Genomic DNA, 19,545 nt, shown 5'->3' on the forward strand with positions numbered 1-19,545 from the left:
ACCTGACGAACGCGTTGGGTTTCTGGTCGGAAACCAACGCGTTGGTCAGGTGCGACGGAGGGTCAGAGCGGCAGGGCGGCGTCCGTGGGGCCGTCGCCGAGGAGGACCACCTCGAAGCCGGGCTGCTCGGTGGTCCGGTCGGCGAGCACCAGCAGGAGGCGGCGCAGGTCCGGCGGGTGGGCGCCGGCGAGGGTGCCCCAGCCCTCCCAGACCAGCACCGTCGGTCCGGGCAGGTCGAGCAGGCAGTCGTGGAGGCCGTCCAGGCTCCGCCCGGTGAAGTACGCCGGGAACTGCAGCGCGTCGCCGATCGAGAGCAGCACCGACTCGCGGGTGTCGAGGGCCGACCCGTCGACGTACGCGAAGATCCAGCCGGCGTCCTCGGCCTCGATCCGCGCCCGGTCGAGGTCGAGCTCACCGACCCGGTGCAACCCGGCAGCCCCACCAGCGAGGACGGCCGCCAGCGCGGTCATCGGCGGATCACCGCGAAGTGCTCGTAGTGGTCGCCGGTCCAGTACAGCGTGCCGTCGGCGCCGGCGATGATCCGCCGAGCACCGCGGTCGGACTCCCCGGGCGTCGGCACCGTGTACTCCTTGTAGTAGCCGGACCTCTGTGCCGGCAGCAGACCCTCGTAGTTGCCGAAGGTCCCACCGTCGTGGTCCGGGTACGGGAACGGACCGCCCTGGTCGATCAGCGCGACGGTCTGCGCTGCCTCGGGCGGCAGCGACGACAGGTCGACGTACCCCAGTCCGCTGACGGCGTCCGTGCCGTGCTCCTTCGCCGAGTACGACGACCCCGACCCACCCGGGTCGGTCGAGCCGTCGTGGTGGGCGGACCACCACCACCCGGCCAGGGCGACGACGGCAGCGACCGCCGCCGACAGCGCGCTGTTGCGACCCCCGAGACGCGTGCGCGACACCTCAGAGGCCCCCGAGGACCTGCGCCCGACGCTTGACCTCGGAGCCGCGGTTCTCCCGCAGCGCGTCGATCGGGCGGCCGGGGAGGTCGGCGTCGAGGAAGATCCAGGCGATGCACTCGCGGTCGTCGAAGCCGTTGTCGTGCATCAGCGTCAGCAGGCCCGGCAGGCCCTTGACCGGCAGGCCCTCGTCGTCGAGGAACAGGGCGGGAACACCGGGCCCGCGGCCGGGCGCGGGCACCGCCGACGCCAGCTCGTGCGCCTGCACCATCGTGCGCACCTTCGCCGGCGTGACGCCGATCAGCTCGGCCGCCTGGTCCCACGTCAGCCAGTCGGCGACGAGCTCGGCGAGGTCGAGATCCGCGAGACGGGGTTCACTCATGCCGCCATCCTGCCGCACGCTGGGGGCTCCGCCCCCAGACCCCCGGGTCCCGATGTACGGCGCGGCATGCGAGGCGGTCGGGCGTGCCGCCGTACCATGGCGTTCCGGTCACTTCCCCGGCCGGAACACGTGAGCACAGGAGGGTCGCTGTGCGCGAACAGCCTGCCCGCGGCAACGCCGCCGGTGTCAGCGACCCCAACTCCGGCCGGATCCTCGACGATCGCTACCGGATCAGCGGCCGCATCGCGCGCGGCGGCATGGCGAGCGTCTACGAGGCGACCGACCTGCGCCTGGACCGCCCCGTGGCCGTCAAGATCATGCATGCGGGCCTCGGCGACGGCTCGGCGAGCGAGCACGACTTCGCCGACCGGTTCGTGCGCGAGGCCCGGGCCGCGGCCAGGCTGTCCCACCCCAACATCGTGGCCGTCTACGACCAGGGCACCGACGAGAGCGGTGCGGCGCCGACGGTCTACCTCGCCATGGAGTACGTCCCCGGCCACACCCTGCGCGACACGATCGCCAAGGAAGCACCGATGGCGCCGGAGAAGGCGCTCGCGCTGCTCGAGCCGGTGCTGGCCGCGCTGGCCGTGGCCCACCGGGCCGGCATCGTGCACCGCGACGTGAAGCCCGAGAACGTCCTCATCGCCGACGACGGCAGGATCAAGGTCGCCGACTTCGGCCTCGCCAAGGCCGTCAGCGCCGACACCCAGCACACCGTCACCCAGGGCGTGCTCATCGGCACCGTCTCCTACCTGGCCCCCGAGCTCGTCGTCGAGGGCATCGCGGACGCCCGCGTCGACGTCTACTCGGTCGGGGTCATCCTGTACGAGCTGCTGACCGGCACGAAGCCGCACACCGGTGAGAGCCCCATCCAGGTCGCCTATGCGCACGCCCACAACGACGTCCCCGCGCCGTCGAGCAGCGTCCCCGGCATCCCGGCGTACGTCGATGCGCTGGTCGCCCGGGCCACCACCCGCGACCGCACGCTGCGTCCGGCCGACGCGGGCGTTCTGCTGCACCACGTGCGCCGGGTCCAGGCCGCGCTGCACCAGGGCCTCACCGACGACGACGAGCTCGTCGACGACCTGCTGCCGCTCTCCCGCAACGCGGCCGCAGGTGAGCGGGTCGACACGACCCCCGAACCGCTGGACCAGCTCCGCCACCCGGAGGCGCCGCGCGATGCCGCCGACGACCACCGCACGCAGGTGATCGAGACCCTCCCGCCGCCGCCTCCCGCACCGGCCAACGCGCGGCGCCTGCCCGCCCCGGCACCGGTCCCGCAGCAGCCGGTCGAGCGCCGGCGCAGCCGCCGGCAGCCGCTCGTGCTCCTGCTCATCGCGCTGCTGGCCGCAGCCCTCGGCGGTGGCGCGTACTGGTTCGGCTGGGCGCGCTACACGACGACACCGGGCGTCCTGTCCGACACCCGCGCGCAGGCGACGGCGATCCTCTCGCGCGCCGAGCTCAAGGTCGACTTCGCCGACGCCGTCTACTCCGACTCGGTCGAGGCCGGTCACGTGGTCAGCACCGACCCGTCGCCGGGCAGCCGAATCCTCCCCCACCACACGGTCGTCGTGACCCTGTCCAAGGGGCCGGAGGTCCACGACCTGCCGGCTCTCAGGGGGCTCACCGTCCCCGAGGCCACCAGCACGCTGGCCGCGGTGAAGATGGTGGTCGGCCGGGAGACCGACGTCTGGTCGGAGACCGTCCCGCAGGGGCAGATCATCCGCACCGACCCGGCGTACGGCTCGACGGCCGCGAAGAACCTGCCCGTCGACACCGCCGTGCGGGTCTGGGTGAGCAAGGGCCGCAAGCCGATCAAGATCACCGACCGCACCGGCGACCAGTCCGCCGCGGTCATCGCGAGCTGGCGCAAGCAGGGACTCAAGGTCCACGTCAGCCGCGAGTTCAGCGGAACCGTGGCGCAGGGCGACATCATCAGCCAGGACCCACAGACCGGCACGCTCTACAAGGGCGACACCATCACCGTGAAGGTGTCGAAGGGCAAGCCGTTCGTCACCGTGCCGTCGGTGTGGGGCATGTCGACGTCGGCGGCGGTGCAGGAGCTCGAGGGCCTCGGGCTGCGCGTGACCACGGCCCACTCGGCGTTCTACGTCGGCGCCAACCGCGCCGTGAACACCGATCCGCGCTCGGGCCAGTCGGTACGGGTGGGCAGCGCGATCGTCGTCTACATCGTCTAGACGGATCTGGATTTCGGGCCCGCGCGGGAGCACCATGGAAGCAGCTGGGGGTCGCCCCGAGGAGTAGCCATGGCCGGTCACATCATCTACACGCACAGCACCATCCCCGCTCCACCCGAAGCGGTCTGGGACGTGATCACCGATGTCGCCCACGCGGACAGCGTCCTGCGCAGCGTCACCGCGACCGAGGGCGTGCCCGACGGTGAGTACGACGTCGGCACCTCCTGGCGCGAGAAGCGCAACGTCTTCGGCCACCACGAGATGGAGGAGATGCACGTCGTCGAGTGCGAGGCGCCGCGCAAGGTGGTCGTCGAGGCCGACGCCGGCGTCGACGTCATCCGCACCGCCTACCGGCTCACGCCCGCCGACGCCGAGAACCGCTCGACCCGTCTCGCCATGACCACGACGATCGAGATGCGCGACCGCAGCGCCGTGTCGCGGGCGATGTGGCGGGTGTTCGGGAACCACTCCTTCGAGCACACCCGCAAGGTGCTCGAGCACGACCTCGAGGACATCGAGGCCGAGGCGGTACGCCGCAGCGCGACCGTCTGAGCGCGCCCGACCGGGGCGCGGATCTCGCGCACAGCGGTGGCGTCGGGCACACTGGCCCGCGTCATGAGCTATTGCACGAGCTGCGGTCACGAGCTGAGAGTGGGCCGCTTCTGCACGAACTGCGGCCAGCCGGTCGTCGGTCGGCACCCCGGCACGCCCCCACCGCCACCGGCCGCGCCCGCGGCGGAGCCGTCGGCGCCGACGCAGCCGCGGCCGGTCGTGGGCACGCTCCCACCCCCACCCCGCTTCCCGCTGTACGCCGAGCCCGCGCCGGTCCCGCCGCCCCCGGCCCGGCGGCGCAGCCTGCTGCCGTGGCTGGTCGCCGGCCTCGCCCTGCTCGTGGCCGGCGCTGCGGCCGTGGCGGTGGTGCTGTTCCGGTCCGGCGACCACACCGCCGTGGACGCGACGCCGTCCCCTCCCGCCGCCAGCGCCGCCTCGACCGGGCCGACCTCCGCGTCGGCCACGCCGACCACACCGTCGTCGGGCAGCGAGCTGACCTCGGACATCAGCCACCTCGTCGTACCGGGCACGGCGCCGGCCAGCACCGACCTCGCCGGCAACCCGGTCACGTTCGGCAGTGGGAACCTGGCCGACGGCGACCCCCAGACCGCCTGGCGGGTGGCGGGCGACGCCTCGGGACAGTCGATCACGATCAGCTTCGACGCGCCCGTGACCCTCACCTCGGTGGGGCTGGTCAACGGGTATGCGAAGTCCTACCGGGGCTACAACGGCTACCGGCTCAACCGGCGGATCACCGCGGTCCGCTGGACCTTCGAGGACGGCACCTCGGTGACCCAGCAGCTGCAGCAGCGACCGACGATGCAGTCGATCGCCGTGTCGGCGGGGCCGACCTCCAGCCTCCGGCTGGAGATCCTGTCGACGGCCGCCAGCCCGCAGCGCAACTGGCGCGATTTCACCGCGATCAGCGAGCTGTCGCTGCTCGGCTCCCGCTAGCGCTCGACGCCAGCGGCTCAGCGCAGCAGCTCGGCGACCTGGAAGGCCATCTCCAGGGACTGGACCCGGTTCAGCCGCGGGTCGACGACGGACTCGTAGCGGTGCGCGAGGCTGTGCTCGTCGAGCTCCTCGCCGCCGCCGATGACCTCGGTGACGTCGTCGCCGGTGTTCTCGACGAGGATGCCGCCGGGCACGGTGCCGAGCGCGCGGTGCACCTCGAAGAAGCCCTTGACCTCGTCGAGGACGTCCTCGAAGCGGCGGGTCTTGTAGCCGGTCGAGGCCTCGAAGGTGTTGCCGTGCATCGGATCGCAGATCCACGCGACGTCGACGCCCTCGGCGGTCACCTTCTCGACCAGCCCGGGCAGCCCCTCGCGCACCTTCGACGCGCCGAACCGGGTGATGAACGTCAGCCGGCCGGGCTCGTTGGTGGGGTTGAGCTTCGCCGCCAGGTCGAGCGCGTCGTCCGCGGTCGCGTTGGGGCCGAGCTTGCAGCCGATCGGGTTGCGGATGGACCGGAAGTACTCGACGTGAGCGCCCTCGAGGTTGCGGGTGCGCTCACCGATCCAGACGAAGTGCCCGGAGACGTTGTACGGCGTGTCCGTGCGCGAGTCGATCCGCGTCATCGCGTGCTCGTACTCGAGGATCAGCGCCTCGTGGCTGGAGTAGAAGTCGACCCGGTGGAACTCGTCGGGGTCGGCGCCGATGGCCTGCATGAAGGTCAGCGCACGCTCGATCTCGCTCGCCATGGCCTCGTAGCGCGCACCGGCGGGGCTGTTGCGGACGAACTCGGAGTTCCAGGAGTGGACCTGGCGGAGGTCGGCGTACCCACCGGTGGTGAAGGCGCGCACCAGGTTCAGCGTCGAGGCGCTGTGGTGGTAGACCTCGAGCAGCCGCTGCGGGTCGGGGATGCGCGACTCGGGGGTGAACTCGTAGCCGTTGACCGCATCGCCGCGGTACGCCGGCAGGGTCACGCCGTCGCGCGTCTCGGTGTTGCTCGACCGCGGCTTGGCGTACTGGCCCGCGAGCCGGCCGACCTTCACCACGGGGACGGAGGCGGCGTACGTCAGCACCACGGCCATCTGCAGCAGGACCCGGAGCTTGTTGCGGGTGTTGTCGGCGGTCGCGTCCGCGAAGGTCTCGGCGCAGTCGCCGCCCTGGAGCAGGAACGCCTCACCGCGGCTCACCGCCGCGATCTTGTCCTTGAGCTCGTCGCACTCGCCCGCAAAGACGAGCGGCGGCAGGGTCCGGAGCCGGTCGACGACCGCGGCGAGGGCGGCGGGGTCGTCGTACGTCGGCTGCTGGAGCGCGCCGATGGCGTGCAGCTGCTCGAGGGAGGGGACGGTGCTCACCCCCCAAGGCTACCGTCGGCGCATGACCTTCTCGATCGTTGCCCGATCCGCAGATGGCGGCACCTGGGGCGTGGCCGTCGCGTCGAAATTCCTCGCCGTCGGATCGGCGGTGCCCGCGGCCGTGGCAGGCGTGGGCGCCATCGCCACGCAGGCGCTCGCCAACGTCGCCTACAAGGGCCTCGCGCTCTCCCACCTCGACGAGGGCGCGACCGCCTCGGTCGCCCTGCAGCGGCTGCTCGAGGAGGACCCCGAGCGCGACCACCGGCAGGTCGGCATCGTCGACGTGGCCGGTGGGTCGGCGAGCCACACGGGCCCGGCGTGCCTGGCGTGGGCCGGCGGGGTGACCGGTGAGGGCTACGCGATCCAGGGCAACATCCTGACCGGCCCGCAGGTCGTGGAGGAGATGGAGGCGGCCTTCCTGGCCTCGGACCCGGCGGCGCCCTTGCAGGACCGGCTGCTCGCCGCGCTGCGGGCCGGGGACGAGGTCGGCGGCGACAGCCGGGGCCGTCAGTCGGCGGCGATGCTGGTCGTGCGCGACGGCGCCGGCTACGGCGGGCTCGACGACGTGGCGGTCGACCTGCGCGTCGACGACCACACCGACCCCCTCGGTGAGCTGGCGCGGCTGCTGGACCTGCACGAGACCTACCTCGTCGCGTCGACGCCCGAGGAGCAGGTGCCGGTCGACGCCGAGCTGCGCGCCGAGCTCGACGAGTTCGCCCGGTCGCAGGGGCGCACCGACTTCCTGGCGTGGGTCGGTGCGGAGAACTACGAGATGCGGGTCGCCGAGGACCTGGCCTGGATCGACCGGCGGGTGCTGGCGATCGTGCGGGACGCGGAATAGGGCCGGGTCACAGGCGGTCGAGCGCTGCCTGCGCCGCCGCGCGGTCGGCGGTCGCGGTGCGCAGCGCGGCGGCGGCCTCGTCGCGCTCCTCCTCGGCCTCGCCCAGCTCGTCGTCGAGCTCGTCCGACTCCTCCTCGACCTCCGCCAGCCGACGGCGCAGCTCGTCGAGCTCGGCCTGCAGCTGCAGCGACCGCGCGACGAGCCGGTCGACCTCGCCGGCCGCCGTGGCGTGCGCCTCCTCCGCCTCCTCGTACGCCGACGTGGCGGCCGCCAGCCGTTGCTCGGCCGCCGCGCGGGCCTTGGCCTCCTTGTCCGGGTCGGGCACGAGGTGCAGCTCGGGGCGCTGCGGCTCGGGTGCCTCGCGGGGCGCGGCGTGGAAGCCCAGCGCCTCGGGCAGCGCCACCGCAGCGGCGACGGTCGCCGGGTCGAGCGGCTCGAGACCGGTCGTCCGCAAGGTCGTCACGAGCAGCCCGCTGCGGACCGCGCGCCCGCACTCGGCGTCGACCATGGCTGCGGTGAGCGTCTCCTCGACCTGCAGGGCGACGGCCTCGGTGACCCGGTGGCCCTCGGCGACCGCGAGCTGGCGCGCGTGCTGCACCACGGCGGCCGTGACCTGGCGGCGCTGCTTGGTGAGCGTCCGCAGCTCGCCGGCCGACATCGCCTGCTGTGCCTCGCGCAGGGCCGCCCCGACGGCGAGCAGCTGGTCGACCTGGGCCGGCTCCCGGCGTACGAGCAGGTTGACGAGCCAGGCCGCCGTCGACGGCTTGCGCAGAGCCTTGACCGCCGCGGCCTCAGGGGTCCCCTTGAGCTCCTTGGCCCGGGCGTCCCGCTCCGGCGTGAAGGCCGCGAGCGGCAACGCGTAGAGCTCGTCGGCGACCTCGAGCAGATCGGTCATGACGTGAGTCTGTCAGCCGGCGGGACGAGGCCGATGGACACCATCGCGACGGTCAGGTCGATGAGCTGCTCGCGCGCGACACCCTCGGGTCGCTGCAGCGCGATCCGCAGGCACATCGAGACCAGGACCCCCATCAGCATGAACACCACGCCCTCGAGCTCCTCGGGAGGAAGGTCGCCGCGGTGACGTCGCGGCAGCAGGGACGCGAGCTGGTGCAGGTTGGCCTCGATCTCGGGCATCAGGTTCGCGTTGGTGCCCGAGGCGGCCTGGCTGACCATCGCCTCCATCACGCCGCGGTGCCGCTCGAGCCCGTCGACCAGCGTCGTGACGACGTGACGCAGCGCCTGGTCCAGGTCCGCGTCCAGCACGTCCACGACGCTCACCATCAGGTCGTCGTTGATCGCGTGCACGGCCTCGTCGCGCAGGACCGTGAACAGCTCCTCCTTGTCGTTGAAGTAGCGGTAGAAGGTGCCCGGGCTGACGTGAGCGGCCCGCGAGACCGCGCTCGTGGTGAGGGCTGCGATGCCCTTCTGGTCGAGGATCCGCACACCGACGTCGAGCAGCAGACGCCGGGTCTGGACGGCCCTCTCCTGGTGCGGCCGCGCCCGTTGCCGTTGTGCCACGCTCAGTCGTCCAGGCCCTGCTCGATGGCGTAGCGGGTCAGCTCGACGCGGTTGCGCAGCTGGAGCTTGCGCAGCACGTTCTGGGTGTGGTTCTGGACGGTGCGGTGGGAGAGCACCAGGATCTCCGCGATCTGGTGCGACCCCATCCCCTTCGCGACCATCTTGAGGATCTCGATCTCGCGCGGCGTCAGGTTCTCCCCCGGCGGCGTCGCCGGCCCGTCGCGGTCGAGCCGGCGGAACTCACCGAGCACCAGGGCGGCCAGCCCCGGTGTGAACACGCTGTCCCCGGCGGCCACGCGGCGTACCGCCTCCACCAGCTCCGCACCCGACGCCGACTTCACCAGGTAGCCGGTCGCGCCGGCCTTGACCGCCTCGAGCACGTCCTGCTGCTCTCCGGATGCCGACAGGATGAGGACGCGCGCGGACGGGTCCTCGGCCAGCACCGTCGCGGTGACCTCCACGCCGGTGGGGGCGGGGATCTGCAGGTCGAGCACGACCACGTGCGGCCGTGCGGCCGGGAAGCGGCTGATCGCCTCGCTGCCGGTGCCCGCCGTCGCCACGACCTCGAACCCGGCCGCCGTGAGGTCCCGCTCCACCGCGTCGCGCCACATGGGGTGGTCGTCGACCACCATCACCCGGATCGGATCGGTCATGGGGCGACCCTAGCCGCGTCGTACCTGACCAACGCGTTGGTTTCCGGCCGCGAACCCAACGCGTTGGTCAGGTACGACGGTGGGACGAGGATCAGGCCGCGTGGATCCGGCCGTTGCCGGCCAGGTCGTCGAGCAGCTCGTGCGCGACGAGGCGTCCGAGGGCGATGTGCTCCTCGGTCCTGGAGAAGTCCAGCAGGCGTACGCCGAGGTCGGGGCAGCTCAGCCGGTGCACCTCCACGCCCGGGCCCGGGCTCTGCTCGCCGTGCGAGCGGATCGCGGCGCCGAGGCTGGCCACGAGCGCCTCCACCGGGTTGCGCATCCGGCCGACCCGCACCGGCACGGTCGCGTCGAGCACGAACACGCGCGTCGGCCGCAGCGACGCGGCCGCAGCCAGTGGCACCACCGCCGAGACCCCGCCGTCGACGTGCAGGTGGGTGGCGTCGTCGCCGTCGGGCAGCCACACCGGCGGGAAGATCGCCGGCAGCGCGGCCGACGCCAGCAGCAACGCCTCGAGCGGGCCGGCGCCGTGCTCGACGGTGTCGCCGGTGTCGAGGCGGGTGGTCACCACCCGCAGCGGGATCGGCAGGTCCTCGAGCCGCTCGGTCGGCGCCCAGCGCGCGATCATCGCGCGCAGGCCGTCCGGCGAGTGCAGGAACGCCCGCCGGCGTACGACATTGCGCAGCCGGCTCAGGTTGCCGCCGGGGAAGACGTCCTCGGTGCGCAGCGAGCGCCAGTACTCAGCCAGCTCGGCGGTCCGGTCGACGCTCGTCCCGGACGCCATGAAGGCCGCGTTGAGGGCTCCGACCGAGCAGCCGACGTACCCGACCGGCCGGATGTTGCGCTCGACCAGCACCTGCAGCATGCCGACCTGGACCGCGCCCCGGTTGCCGCCCGCCGAGAGGACGACCACGTCGCGAGGGCTCAGCGGCGGGTCCGTGCGGCGTCGCCACGTTCGCATCGCCCACCTCCCGCCACCTCGTCATTTCTTCGATGATGAAGGACTCATCGGCACCGCGCAGGCGAAGCCGAGAAGTCGCCGGCGCCCAGCAGGGTCGGCACAAGGTCCTCGCAAGGTCAGAGCCGGGTCAGAGCCGGGTCAGAGCCGGTGGAAGCGACCCCGGTGGTGCAGCAGCAGGTCGAGCTCCTCACCGATCTCGACGTGGGTCAGCCGGGCGCGCACCTCGACCGACCAGCCGACCTCGCGCTCGTCGACCAGCTCGACCTCCGCCCAGGTCGTGGCCGTGGTCAGACGCGGCCCCGAGCCGGTGGCTGCCCAGGAGGCCTGGCGGAACGGCCCGCCCGGCGCGGGCGCCGTACCGGCGAAGGCCTCGGCGAGACCGCGCTCCTCCCACCGCAGGGGTACGACGACGCCGCGCCCCGTCTCCCGCAGCACCTCCAGCAGGTCGGCGTCGGGGTCGAGCAGCGCGAGCACGCACGGCTCCTCGCCCAGCGCGACCATGAACGACGAGACGGTGAGCCCGGCCTCGTCGCCGTCGCCGCCAGAGGTCCACAGCGTGACTCCGCCGCCGACCCGGCCGCGGAACCGGCGGGCGGGGTCCGAGGGCGTCGGGAACGGGTGGCTGCTGTGGATGGTCAACGCGGCTCCTTCGGTACGACGAGCTCCCACTCGGTCCCGTGCGGGCCGGTGCTCAGGTGCACCTCTCCGCCCAGGTCGCGGACCCGCCCGCGGATCGAGCCGGTGACACCCAGCCGGCCGTCGGCCGCGGCCTCGTCGAGACGGCCGTCGGGGATGCCGGGCCCCTCGTCGCGCACGGACAGCTCGACCTCGTCGCCGAGGTCCTGCAGGAACACCCACGCCCGCGCACCCGCGCCCACGTGCCGCTCGACGTTGTCGAGGCAGGCCGCCACCGCGGCGACCAGCTCGTCCACCCGTTCGGCGGCCATGACCACCGCTCCCGCGGGCAGGGCGACCTCGACCCCGGGCCGGCTGGCCAGCGCGCCGAGCGCGGCGACCAGGTCGGCGTCGCCCACGACGGCGGGCGTCGGGTTCTGCACGCGGATCAGGGCACGCAGCGACTCCTCCTGCTGCCCCGCGAGGCGGCCGAGCTCCGCGGCCTCCCCGCCGAGCTCGGCACCGCGTCGCTGCACGAGGGCGAGGACCTGCAGGACGCCGTCGTGCACGGCCCGGGCCAGCCGTGCGCGCTCCGAGGCCACCGCCAGCTCGTGCTGGGCCTGCTCACGCTCGGCCGCCATCTGCTGCAGCGACGAGCACAGGAAGCCGACGATGGCCCCGGTGAGCATCAGCAGGAACAGGTTGCCCCAGTCGGTGCCGGTGCGGACCTGTCGGCAGGCGAGGTCGGTGACGCCGAGCAGGGTGCCGGCGACCAGGCCACCCGGCCAGCCGTAGCGCACCGCCCACGCGATGAGCGCCGCGATGATCCAGTAGCCCGGCACCGTGGCGTGGAACCACGGGCCCTTCACGACAGGCGTGGCGAGGAGGGCGGCGAGCGCGAAGCCGAGGTCCGCGACGAGGAGGCCGGCGGTCCGGCGTACCGGGGCGGCGTACAGCCAGATCGCGACGCCGGTCCAGACCACCATCAGTCCCACGACCACCCAGGCGGCGGCCGGGTGGTCGAAGTTGTTGCGTACGCCGGCGCGGACCACCGCCCAGACGGTGACCGCGACCCGCAGGATCGCGAGCGCGCGGAACATCCGGCTCTCGACCTCCACGGCGGCTGCGCCGCAGAACAGGCCAGGACGTCGCTTCGCTCCGCGTCCTCTGGTTCCGTTCCGCCAGGCTCGCTCCGCTCGCGGCGGCACGGTCAGGAGGCGATCCTGGAGGCGTCGTCGCCCTTGCCCTTGCGCTCCTGCTTGGCGAGCGCCTTGGCCTCGGCGGCGTACGTGTCGACGTACTCCTGGCCGGAGAGCGTCATGATCTCGTACATGATCTCGTCGGTGATGGCGCGCAGGACCTGGCGGTCGTTCTCCATCCCGTCGTAGCGGGAGAAGTCCATCGGCTTGCCGAACTTCACCGTCGGCCGGACGATGCGGCCGAACTTCTTGCCCGGAGGGGCGATCTCGTCGGTGCCGATGACGGCGACCGGGACGACCGGGACACCGGTCTCCAGCGCGAGGCGCGCGACGCCGGTCTTGCCGCGGTAGAGACGACCGTCGTGCGAGCGGGTGCCCTCGGGGTAGATGCCGAAGATGCCGCCCTCGTCGAGGACGCCCTTGGCCGAGATCAGCGCACCCTCGGCCGCCGTGGCGCCGGAGCGGTCGATCGGGATGTTGCCGGTGCTGGTGAAGAAGAAGCGCTGGCCCCAGCCCTTGAGGCCGGTGCCGGTGAAGTACTCCGCCTTGGCCACGAAGCGGACCATCCGGGGCAGCACCAGCGGCACGAACAGCCAGTCCATGTAGGACAGGTGGTTGCTCGCCAGGATGACCGGGCCGCTGCGCGGCACGTTGCGCTTGCCGGAGGTCTTCGGCCGGAACACGAGCCTCAGCAGGGGACCGATCGCGACGAACTTCAGGAACCAGTACACGGGACCAGAGTAGTGCCTCTCCACGTCCGCGACGTGACGCGGCAGAATCGTCCGCGTGAACGAACCCGAGGTCCTCGAGAGTGCTGCACCGCTGCGGGTCGAGGCCCGCCCCGAGCTGACCGGCGGACGCCGGATCGGCGTCCTGCTGAGCCACGGCTTCACCGGTTCGCCGGCGTCGATGCGACCGTGGGGCGAGTACCTCGCGGAGCTGGGGTACGGCGTCGTCGTACCCCGTCTGCCGGGGCACGGCACCACCTGGCAGGACATGAACACCCGCACCTGGGCGGACTGGAGCGGGCACCTGACCGCGACCTTCGACGAGCTCCGTGCGGAGCACGACGCGGTCGTCCTGGCGGGCCTGTCGATGGGCGGTGCGCTCGTGCTGCGCCTGGCCGCCGATCGCGCCGACCAGGTCGCTGGCGTGATGGTCGTCAACCCGGCCGTCGCGACCAAGCGGCTCGACGTGAAGCTGCTGCCCGTCCTCAAGCACGTCATCCCGTCCTTCCCGGGCATCACCAACGACATCGCCAAGCCCGGCGTGGACGAGCACGGCTACACCCGTACGCCGCTCAAGGCGGCCCACTCGATGATGCGGGCGTGGCCGGACCTGATCGCCGACCTGCCGCGTGTGACCGCGCCGCTGCTCTACTTCCGCTCCGACGTGGACCACGTCGTCGACGCGAGCTCCGAGCCGATCATCTGGGGCAAGGTCGGGTCGACCGACAAGACCCGCGTCGCGCTGCCGGACTCGCTGCACGTCGCGACCCTCGACAACGATGCCCCGCTGATCTTCGAGGAGTCCGCGAAGTTTGTCGGGCGCGTAGCCTGAGACCGTGGGCGAGCCGACGGAGCCCGAGGCCGACGACACCGAGGCGGTGTGGCGCGAGATCGTCGAGAACTACGGCGACCGCGCCGTCATCGAGCCCGCCGAGGAGCCGCTCGTCGAGCCCGCTCCGCGCTTCGACCCCACCGAGGACGTCTTCGACTACGGCGACGCCGTGTTCGGCTACGAGGAGCCGGACGAGGACCGCTTCGTGCCGCCGCCGCCCGCACCGCTTCCGCGGGTGCGCCCGGACCGGCTGGCCGCCTGGGTCGGCGTGCTCGGCTCGCCGGCGGTCGTGCTCGTGCTACTGCTGACGGGGCTCTCCGTGGATCCCGTGATCGGCTGGCTGCTGGTCGCGGCCTTCGTGGGGGGCTTCGGGTACCTGGTCGCCACCATGTCCCGGGAGCCCCGGGACCCCTGGGACGACGGCGCCCAGCTCTGAGTCGGCGAGGGCCGGGTCGACGACGAGGCGCGGCAGCCGCTTCGTCGTCCGGAACCCCTCAGCGAAGGCCATGCCGGCGAGCACCATGAGCAGCAGGTTCCGGACGCCCAGGACGGCCGTGATGATCGGCGTTCCCCAGCGGTAGTGGACCAAGGGCGTGTAGGCGTAGGGCCACACCACGTGGGTCACCACGCAGGTGGCGATGAGGATGATCGTCCAGCGGCGCAGGTGCCGGCGCTCCTCACCGGACAGCAGCGCGACGCCGATGATCGCGGCCGGCAGGAGCCAGGCGAGGTACTGCGGGCTGAGCACCTTCCCGCTGACGATGAACGCCATGATGCCGCACAGCGACAGCCACACCAGCCGGCTCGTCGCGGGCTGGCCGGCCCGCCAGCCGCGGACCCAGAGCCAGACCAGCAGCACGATCATCACCGCGGTGGCGACCTTGGAGACGAACAGCGAGGTGCCGACGCCGGGGCCGAGGATCTCCCACGACTTCGACGGCGCGATGTAGACGTAGTAGCGGCCCGGGAAGATCGATCGGACGAGCATCGTGATCGTCGCCCACACCGACTCGACCTGCAGGCCGCGGTCGTTCTGGTAGCGCAGCGGCGACATGACCCGGTCGGTGCCGCCGAGGGCCCAGGTGAGCGCCATCAGCGCCCCACCGGCGACCGCGACGGTGACGAGCACCTGCTTGCGACTCCACCGCGCCGCGGCGAGCCCCGGGACGATGAGGACCGGGGAGTACTTCAGCGCGGTCGCGATGGCGGCGTACAGACCCGCGCGCTTGGCGGCGCGCTCCGAGGCGAGGATGGACAGCCCCACGAACAGCCCGGGCAGCAGGTCGAAGCGGCAGTACACCAGCGGCCCGAGGGCAGGCACCGCGATCAGCCAGAGGACCGGCGCGCTCTCCGAGCCGGACCGGCGCAGGATCCTCATCACGAGCGCATCCGCGCCGAGCATGATGGCGATCCACAGGTAGATCGTCGAGCTGCCCAGGCCGAGGAGCGCCATGACCGCGTAGGGAGCGCCGAGGATCAGCACGGCAGGGATCGGGTACTCCGACAGCGTGCCCTGCCAGCCACCGCCGCTGCCCTCCCAACCGCCGCTGTGGAACGCCTGGAAGCTGTGCAGGTAGTAGCGCAGGTCGCCGAGGTCGCCGTGGTCGGTGAACGGCAGCATCACGGCCACCATCACCAGGCGCGTGAAGAACCAGGTCCTCCAGCCCGAGTCGACGAGCCAACCGGGGAACAGTCGGTGGCTGAGGAGGCGATCGATCACGGGCGACGTCCAGTCTGCAGAGTGTCACGAGCGAGGAGGGCGGCACCGACGGCGCCGGCCTGGGCACCGAGCAGGGCCGGCACGAGGGCGGGTACGACGCGGTGGTCGGTGCCCTGCAGGGAGTCGAGGAGCGCGTCGCGTGCCGGGTCGAGGAGCAGGTCGCCGACGTCGGCCACACCGCCGCCCACCACGACGAGCTCGGGGTCGAAGGCGGAGACCAGGCCGGCCGCTCCGACACCCAGCCAGGTGCCGACCGTCGCGATCGCCTGGCGCGCGGTCGCGTCGCCGGATCGCGCCATCCGCGCGACCTCGCGGCCGTCGAGGTGGCGACCGACCGCGACGCGCACGACGCGCTCGAGCGCCCGGCCGCTGCAGTACTGCTCCCAGCAGCCCTTGAGCCCGCACTCGCAGCGCAGCCCGTCGGGGACCACCTGCATGTGGCCGAACTCGCCGGCCATCCCCTGGCTGCCGCGGTAGAGCCGGCCGCCCAGGACGAGCGCGCCGCCGATGCCGGTGCCGATGGTGATGAGGATCGCGTCCCGATTGCCCCGGGCGGCGCCCAGCACCAGCTCGGCGTACGCCGCGCAGTTGGCGTCGTTGTCCAGCACGGTGGGTACGCCGAGGCGGTCGGCCAGGTGCCGGCGTACGGGCACGTCACGCCAGGGCAGGTGCGCCGCGAACCGCACGCGCTCCCCCTCGGCGTCGACCAGGCCGGCGGCGGCGATGCCGACGGCGGCCGGGGTCACTCCACCGGCGGCCTCGGTGATCGCCGCGCACAGCGCCCGCTCGACCTCGTCACCCGGCACGTCGCGCCCGGGCATGGGCGTCGTGGCGGTCGCCACGAGCCCACCTTCCTCGTCGATCGCGGCAGCGAGAACCTTGGTGCCGCCCACGTCGACACCGACGTAGGTCGTGCTCCGCATGGGTCGGATCGTACCGTGCAGAGGGGGTGATCCCCGCCAGCTGCGGCGCCGCGTTCACTCCACGCGCACGAGGTCTGCGGCGCCGATCACACCGGCGTCGTTGCCGAGCCGGGCGACCCGGATCTCCGCCTCGGGCCGGTACCCGCGGCCCGTCAGCTCCCGGCTGAAGGCCTCACGGATCGGGTTCAGCAGGAGGTCCGCGGCGGCGCTGACCCCACCGCCGACGACGATCACGGCGGGGTCGAGGACAGCGGTGAGCGACGCGATGCCGTGGCCGAGCCAGCGGCCGATCTCCTCGAGCTGCTCGATGGCGAACCGGTCGCCGTCGGCCGCCGCCTCGGTGATCATCGGGCCGGTGATCGCGGCGAGGTCGCCGCCCGCGCGCGCCAGCACCTCGGCGGCGAAGGGCGATCCGCCCCGCGCGGCCTCGCGGGCGTTGCGGACGAGGGCCGAGCCGCTGGCGTACTGCTCCAGGCAGCCGCGGTTGCCGCAGCCGCACTGCCGACCGTCCGGTACGACGGCCAGGTGGCCGATCTCCGCGGCCACGCCGAAGGCGCCGCGGAGCAGCCGGCCGCCGAGGATGACTCCCCCGCCGACACCGGTGCCGACGGTGACCATCAGCTGGTCGTCGACGTCGTGGCCGGCTCCGAAGCGGAACTCGCCCCAAGCCGCGGCGTTCGCGTCGTTCTCGACGACGACGGGCAGGCCGGTGAGGGCGGACAGCTCGGGCCCGAGCCGCTCGTTGCGCCAGGCGATGTTGGGGGCGAAGCGCACGGTCGCCCGGGCTTCGTCGATGTAGCCCGCGGCGCCGACGCCCACGGCCTGGACCGGGTGCTCGGCGGCCAGGGTGCGCACCAGGTCGGCCGCGGCCCGCTCCATCGCCGCCGGGTCGGTGGCCGGCGACTCGACCCGGTGCGTGGCCAGGATGCTGCCGTCGGCCGCCACCACCGCACCGGCGATCTTGGTGCCGCCGATGTCGATGCCACAGGTGATCGCGTCGCGCGCGATGCCGACCGGGGTGCTCATCCCTCGCCGTCCCCGTCCAGGTCGATCCGCTCGACCTCCGGTCCGCGGCGCTGCCCCTCGCCCTCCGGCGGCGGGATGGTCTCCATCATGCCGGCGGCGGCCTGCAGCAGCGACGACGCCGCGGTCATCAGGTGCGCGCGCACCTCGGGCGTCGTCTGGCGGACCAGGTGCACGGCCCGGCACACCGGGCAGTAGCGGCACTCGGCGCTGTCGGTGGCGATGTGCTCGTTGAGCTCGTGCGCGAGGCTCGCGGCCTGCCCGGCCATCGCGCCGAACCCGCCGACGGTGTCGCCGGTGTGCTGGCGCGCGAGGTCGGCGAGGGCGCCGAAGAGCTTGACCGCCTCCTCGCCCACGCTGCCGATGTCGGGGCGCTCGTCCCGCTCGTCGGTCATCGGCTCACCTCGTGCACGGGTCCACTCTCGGGGTCGTGGAAGCGGACCCGCAACTCGCCGTTCGTCACACCGGCTCCGGCGATCCGCAGCCGGGCGAGCCCCGCGGGCAGGGTCAGCAGGCGGCGTGACGAGCCGACGGTGACGACCAGCTCGTCGCCGTTGCGGGCCAGGTCGACCTCGGAACGGGTCACGAACGGCAGGGCAAGCCGCAGCTCGGCGCCGCCGTCCTCGGAGCGGCTCACGCGCAGCGGCCCCGCGCCGGTCGGGGACGCGATCGGGTCGGTCCCGGCGTACAGCTCGGTGGCGAAGGAAGCGAGCTGCTCCACCCCGACCGGCTCGGCCGGCTGGTAGAGGCCCCGGCCGATCGGCAGGCCGGGGAAGGACTCCTCGGCAGTGGCGAGCACCGTGGCCTGGGCCGCGACCCACCCCGCGCGCCACTCGTCGTCGGCCCCCTCGGGGAAGACCCGGTTCGCGATGACCCCGTCGACGCGGTAGCCGAAGAGACACAGGCTGGTGTAGGCGCGACGGGCCTCGGCGAGCACGACGTTCTCGGGCGTCATGACGATCCGGACCGAAGACTCCGGCCCTGAGAGCAGCTCGTGGACCTCGTCCAGCTCCACGTGCAGCCGGGTGATCGCGTCGAAGACCGTGTCTCCCGGCATCGGTACGCCGGCGGCGCGGTTCAGCACCGGACGCAGCGCCTTGACCAGGCGGCGCTGGATCGGCAGCAGCCGCTCGATGTACCAGCCGAGCGCCTCGGGGAGCGCGAGCAGCCGCAGCGTCTCGGCGGTCGGCGCGCAGTCGATCACGATCACGTCCCAGTCGCCGGAGCGCGCGCGCAGCCGCAGCTCCAGCAGCGCGAGGACCTCCTCCGCACCGGGGATCACGGTCATCTCCTCGGCCGCGACCGGCTCCATGCCCGCAGCGTCGAGCACCGAGAGCAGGTAGCGCTGGATGTCGGCCCACGACTGCTCGAAGCGCTTCTGGGCGTCGACCTGCAGCAGGTGGAGGTACGGCGCCAGCTCGGTCGGCTCACTGGCCCCGATGCCGTCCACGCCGTACGCATCGGCCAGCGAGTGCGCGGCATCGGTCGAGATGACGAGCGTGCGCAGCCCGCGGGACGCGGCCAGGGCCGCGGTGCCCGCGGCCACGGTGGACTTCCCGACGCCGCCCTTGCCCGTGAAGAGGAGGATCCGCACGCCTCAGGCGCCTGTCTCCACGCGCTTCTTCAGGCCCTTGAGGGCGGTGTCGATGAGGATCTTCTCGCCGCGCCGCTTGAGCATGCCGATCAGCGGGATCGCGAGGTCGAGGGCGAGCCGGTAGGTCACCTCGGTGGCGCCTGTGCCCGTCTCGCGGAGCACGTACGCGCCGTCGAGCGAGCGCAGCATCTTGCCCTCGACGAGGGTCCAGGTGACCTCGTCGTCGCCGTGCCACACGTAGGCGAGGGAGTACTCGTCCTTGATCGGAGGCACGTCCAGCGCGAAGAACACCTCGCGCGCACGGCCGCCCTGCGCCTCGTCGTACGACGAACGCACCTCGGCCCGGATCACGCCCTTCGCCCAGCGGGGGTACGCCGCGAAGTCCGCGATCACCGCCATCACCTGGGCCGGCGGGGCGTCGACGACGATCGACGAGGACGTCTGTTCGGCCATGACCCGCAGGCTACCGGACAGCGCCGACCGGTCCGTCGCGACACTAGCCTCGAGATTTCATGTCGCCGGGGTTGAGTACGGCGCGTAACGCACGGAAGTGCCTGTCTGGCGCGGGATTCTTGGCTTGTCGAAGGTCAAGA

22 protein-coding genes are annotated in these 19,545 nt (G+C 72.8%); 5 read left to right on the forward strand and 17 right to left on the reverse strand.

Going from position 1 to position 19,545, the window contains the following annotated elements:
• Positions 1 to 62 precede the first annotated feature (62 nt).
• From ACYVAQ_RS10685 to ACYVAQ_RS10695, 3 genes are read right to left on the reverse strand one after another with little or no spacing between them, the layout of a single operon-like run.
• Entirely contained in the window at positions 63 to 470 is a 408-nt protein-coding gene (locus ACYVAQ_RS10685; protein WP_460789141.1) for a barstar family protein, read from the reverse strand.
• Positions 467 to 916 carry a guanyl-specific ribonuclease gene (locus tag ACYVAQ_RS10690; protein ID WP_460789143.1) on the reverse strand — a complete coding sequence of 150 codons (450 nt, stop codon included), beginning with the start codon at positions 914 to 916 and terminating at the stop codon, positions 467 to 469. The genes ACYVAQ_RS10685 and ACYVAQ_RS10690 overlap by 4 nt, the downstream gene beginning before the upstream one ends.
• A gap of 1 nt (position 917) precedes the next feature.
• Complete coding sequence (locus ACYVAQ_RS10695) at positions 918 to 1,295, reverse strand: Rv2175c family DNA-binding protein (RefSeq protein ID WP_460789145.1); 378 nt, start codon at positions 1,293 to 1,295, stop codon at positions 918 to 920.
• A 149-nt stretch (positions 1,296 to 1,444) separates the two neighbouring features.
• Here ACYVAQ_RS10695 and pknB point away from each other — a divergent pair, with 149 nt between their 5' ends.
• The 3 genes from pknB (at position 1,445) to ACYVAQ_RS10710 (ending at position 4,999) form a co-directional block, all read left to right on the forward strand.
• On the forward strand, positions 1,445 to 3,493 hold the full coding sequence (gene pknB, locus ACYVAQ_RS10700; protein WP_460789147.1) for a Stk1 family PASTA domain-containing Ser/Thr kinase: 2,049 nt from the start codon (positions 1,445 to 1,447) through the stop codon (positions 3,491 to 3,493).
• A 69-nt stretch (positions 3,494 to 3,562) separates the two neighbouring features.
• Positions 3,563 to 4,045, forward strand: coding sequence for an SRPBCC family protein (locus tag ACYVAQ_RS10705; RefSeq protein WP_460789150.1), 483 nt, complete (start codon positions 3,563 to 3,565; stop codon positions 4,043 to 4,045).
• A 63-nt stretch (positions 4,046 to 4,108) separates the two neighbouring features.
• Positions 4,109 to 4,999 carry a discoidin domain-containing protein gene (locus ACYVAQ_RS10710; RefSeq protein ID WP_460789152.1) on the forward strand — a complete coding sequence of 297 codons (891 nt, stop codon included), beginning with the start codon at positions 4,109 to 4,111 and terminating at the stop codon, positions 4,997 to 4,999.
• A gap of 17 nt (positions 5,000 to 5,016) precedes the next feature.
• Here the strand turns inward: ACYVAQ_RS10710 and ACYVAQ_RS10715 are convergent, their stop codons facing one another.
• Entirely contained in the window at positions 5,017 to 6,348 is a 1,332-nt protein-coding gene (locus ACYVAQ_RS10715; protein ID WP_460789155.1) for a class II 3-deoxy-7-phosphoheptulonate synthase, read from the reverse strand.
• A gap of 22 nt (positions 6,349 to 6,370) precedes the next feature.
• Here ACYVAQ_RS10715 and ACYVAQ_RS10720 point away from each other — a divergent pair, with 22 nt between their 5' ends.
• A complete protein-coding gene (locus ACYVAQ_RS10720) occupies positions 6,371 to 7,189 on the forward strand; it encodes a DUF1028 domain-containing protein (protein ID WP_460789158.1) in 819 nt (272 codons plus the stop codon).
• 7 nt (positions 7,190 to 7,196) lie between these two features.
• Here the strand turns inward: ACYVAQ_RS10720 and ACYVAQ_RS10725 are convergent, their stop codons facing one another.
• The 7 genes from ACYVAQ_RS10725 to ACYVAQ_RS10755 form a co-directional block, all read right to left on the reverse strand.
• Complete coding sequence (locus ACYVAQ_RS10725; RefSeq protein ID WP_460789160.1) at positions 7,197 to 8,084, reverse strand: hypothetical protein; 888 nt, start codon at positions 8,082 to 8,084, stop codon at positions 7,197 to 7,199.
• Positions 8,081 to 8,707 (reverse strand): TetR/AcrR family transcriptional regulator, encoded by a 627-nt coding sequence (locus tag ACYVAQ_RS10730; RefSeq protein ID WP_460789163.1) that lies wholly within the window; start codon positions 8,705 to 8,707, stop codon positions 8,081 to 8,083. Before ACYVAQ_RS10730 ends, ACYVAQ_RS10725 begins: the two co-directional genes overlap by 4 nt.
• A gap of 2 nt (positions 8,708 to 8,709) precedes the next feature.
• On the reverse strand, positions 8,710 to 9,360 hold the full coding sequence (locus tag ACYVAQ_RS10735; RefSeq protein WP_460789165.1) for a response regulator: 651 nt from the start codon (positions 9,358 to 9,360) through the stop codon (positions 8,710 to 8,712).
• Positions 9,361 to 9,451: 91 nt separating this feature from the next.
• On the reverse strand, positions 9,452 to 10,318 hold the full coding sequence (locus ACYVAQ_RS10740; RefSeq protein WP_460789168.1) for a patatin-like phospholipase family protein: 867 nt from the start codon (positions 10,316 to 10,318) through the stop codon (positions 9,452 to 9,454).
• 138 nt (positions 10,319 to 10,456) lie between these two features.
• Positions 10,457 to 10,957: a flavin reductase family protein gene (locus ACYVAQ_RS10745; protein WP_460789173.1), complete on the reverse strand. Its 501-nt coding sequence runs from the start codon at positions 10,955 to 10,957 to the stop codon at positions 10,457 to 10,459.
• Positions 10,954 to 12,051: a MacS family sensor histidine kinase gene (gene macS, locus ACYVAQ_RS10750; RefSeq protein WP_460789176.1), complete on the reverse strand. Its 1,098-nt coding sequence runs from the start codon at positions 12,049 to 12,051 to the stop codon at positions 10,954 to 10,956. Before macS ends, ACYVAQ_RS10745 begins: the two co-directional genes overlap by 4 nt.
• 92 nt (positions 12,052 to 12,143) lie before the next feature.
• Positions 12,144 to 12,863, reverse strand: a complete 720-nt coding sequence (locus tag ACYVAQ_RS10755) for a lysophospholipid acyltransferase family protein (RefSeq protein ID WP_460789178.1) — start codon at positions 12,861 to 12,863, stop codon at positions 12,144 to 12,146.
• Positions 12,864 to 12,918: 55 nt separating this feature from the next.
• Here ACYVAQ_RS10755 and ACYVAQ_RS10760 point away from each other — a divergent pair, with 55 nt between their 5' ends.
• A complete protein-coding gene (locus tag ACYVAQ_RS10760) occupies positions 12,919 to 13,692 on the forward strand; it encodes an alpha/beta hydrolase (RefSeq protein WP_460789181.1) in 774 nt (257 codons plus the stop codon).
• Positions 13,693 to 13,990: 298 nt separating this feature from the next.
• Here ACYVAQ_RS10760 and ACYVAQ_RS10765 read toward each other — a convergent pair whose 3' ends face one another.
• The 6 genes from ACYVAQ_RS10765 to ACYVAQ_RS10790 are packed head-to-tail and all read right to left on the reverse strand — an operon-like array spanning position 13,991 to position 19,405.
• Positions 13,991 to 15,412, reverse strand: coding sequence for a hypothetical protein (locus tag ACYVAQ_RS10765; RefSeq protein WP_460789183.1), 1,422 nt, complete (start codon positions 15,410 to 15,412; stop codon positions 13,991 to 13,993).
• The gene (locus ACYVAQ_RS10770; protein ID WP_460789186.1) at positions 15,409 to 16,335 is read right to left on the reverse strand and encodes an ROK family protein; all 927 of its coding nucleotides are present in this window, start codon (positions 16,333 to 16,335) and stop codon (positions 15,409 to 15,411) included. The genes ACYVAQ_RS10765 and ACYVAQ_RS10770 overlap by 4 nt, the downstream gene beginning before the upstream one ends.
• A 54-nt stretch (positions 16,336 to 16,389) precedes the next feature.
• On the reverse strand, positions 16,390 to 17,361 hold the full coding sequence (locus ACYVAQ_RS10775) for an ROK family glucokinase (RefSeq protein WP_460789188.1): 972 nt from the start codon (positions 17,359 to 17,361) through the stop codon (positions 16,390 to 16,392).
• A complete protein-coding gene (locus ACYVAQ_RS10780; protein WP_460789191.1) occupies positions 17,358 to 17,753 on the reverse strand; it encodes a hypothetical protein in 396 nt (131 codons plus the stop codon). Before ACYVAQ_RS10780 ends, ACYVAQ_RS10775 begins: the two co-directional genes overlap by 4 nt.
• Positions 17,750 to 18,952 carry an ArsA family ATPase gene (locus ACYVAQ_RS10785; protein WP_460789193.1) on the reverse strand — a complete coding sequence of 401 codons (1,203 nt, stop codon included), beginning with the start codon at positions 18,950 to 18,952 and terminating at the stop codon, positions 17,750 to 17,752. The genes ACYVAQ_RS10780 and ACYVAQ_RS10785 overlap by 4 nt, the downstream gene beginning before the upstream one ends.
• Before the next feature lie 3 nt (positions 18,953 to 18,955).
• Positions 18,956 to 19,405: an SRPBCC family protein gene (locus tag ACYVAQ_RS10790; protein ID WP_460789194.1), complete on the reverse strand. Its 450-nt coding sequence runs from the start codon at positions 19,403 to 19,405 to the stop codon at positions 18,956 to 18,958.
• Between the last annotated feature and the right edge of the window lie 140 nt (positions 19,406 to 19,545).

The sequence above is a fragment of the Nocardioides maradonensis genome, from assembly GCF_054777115.1.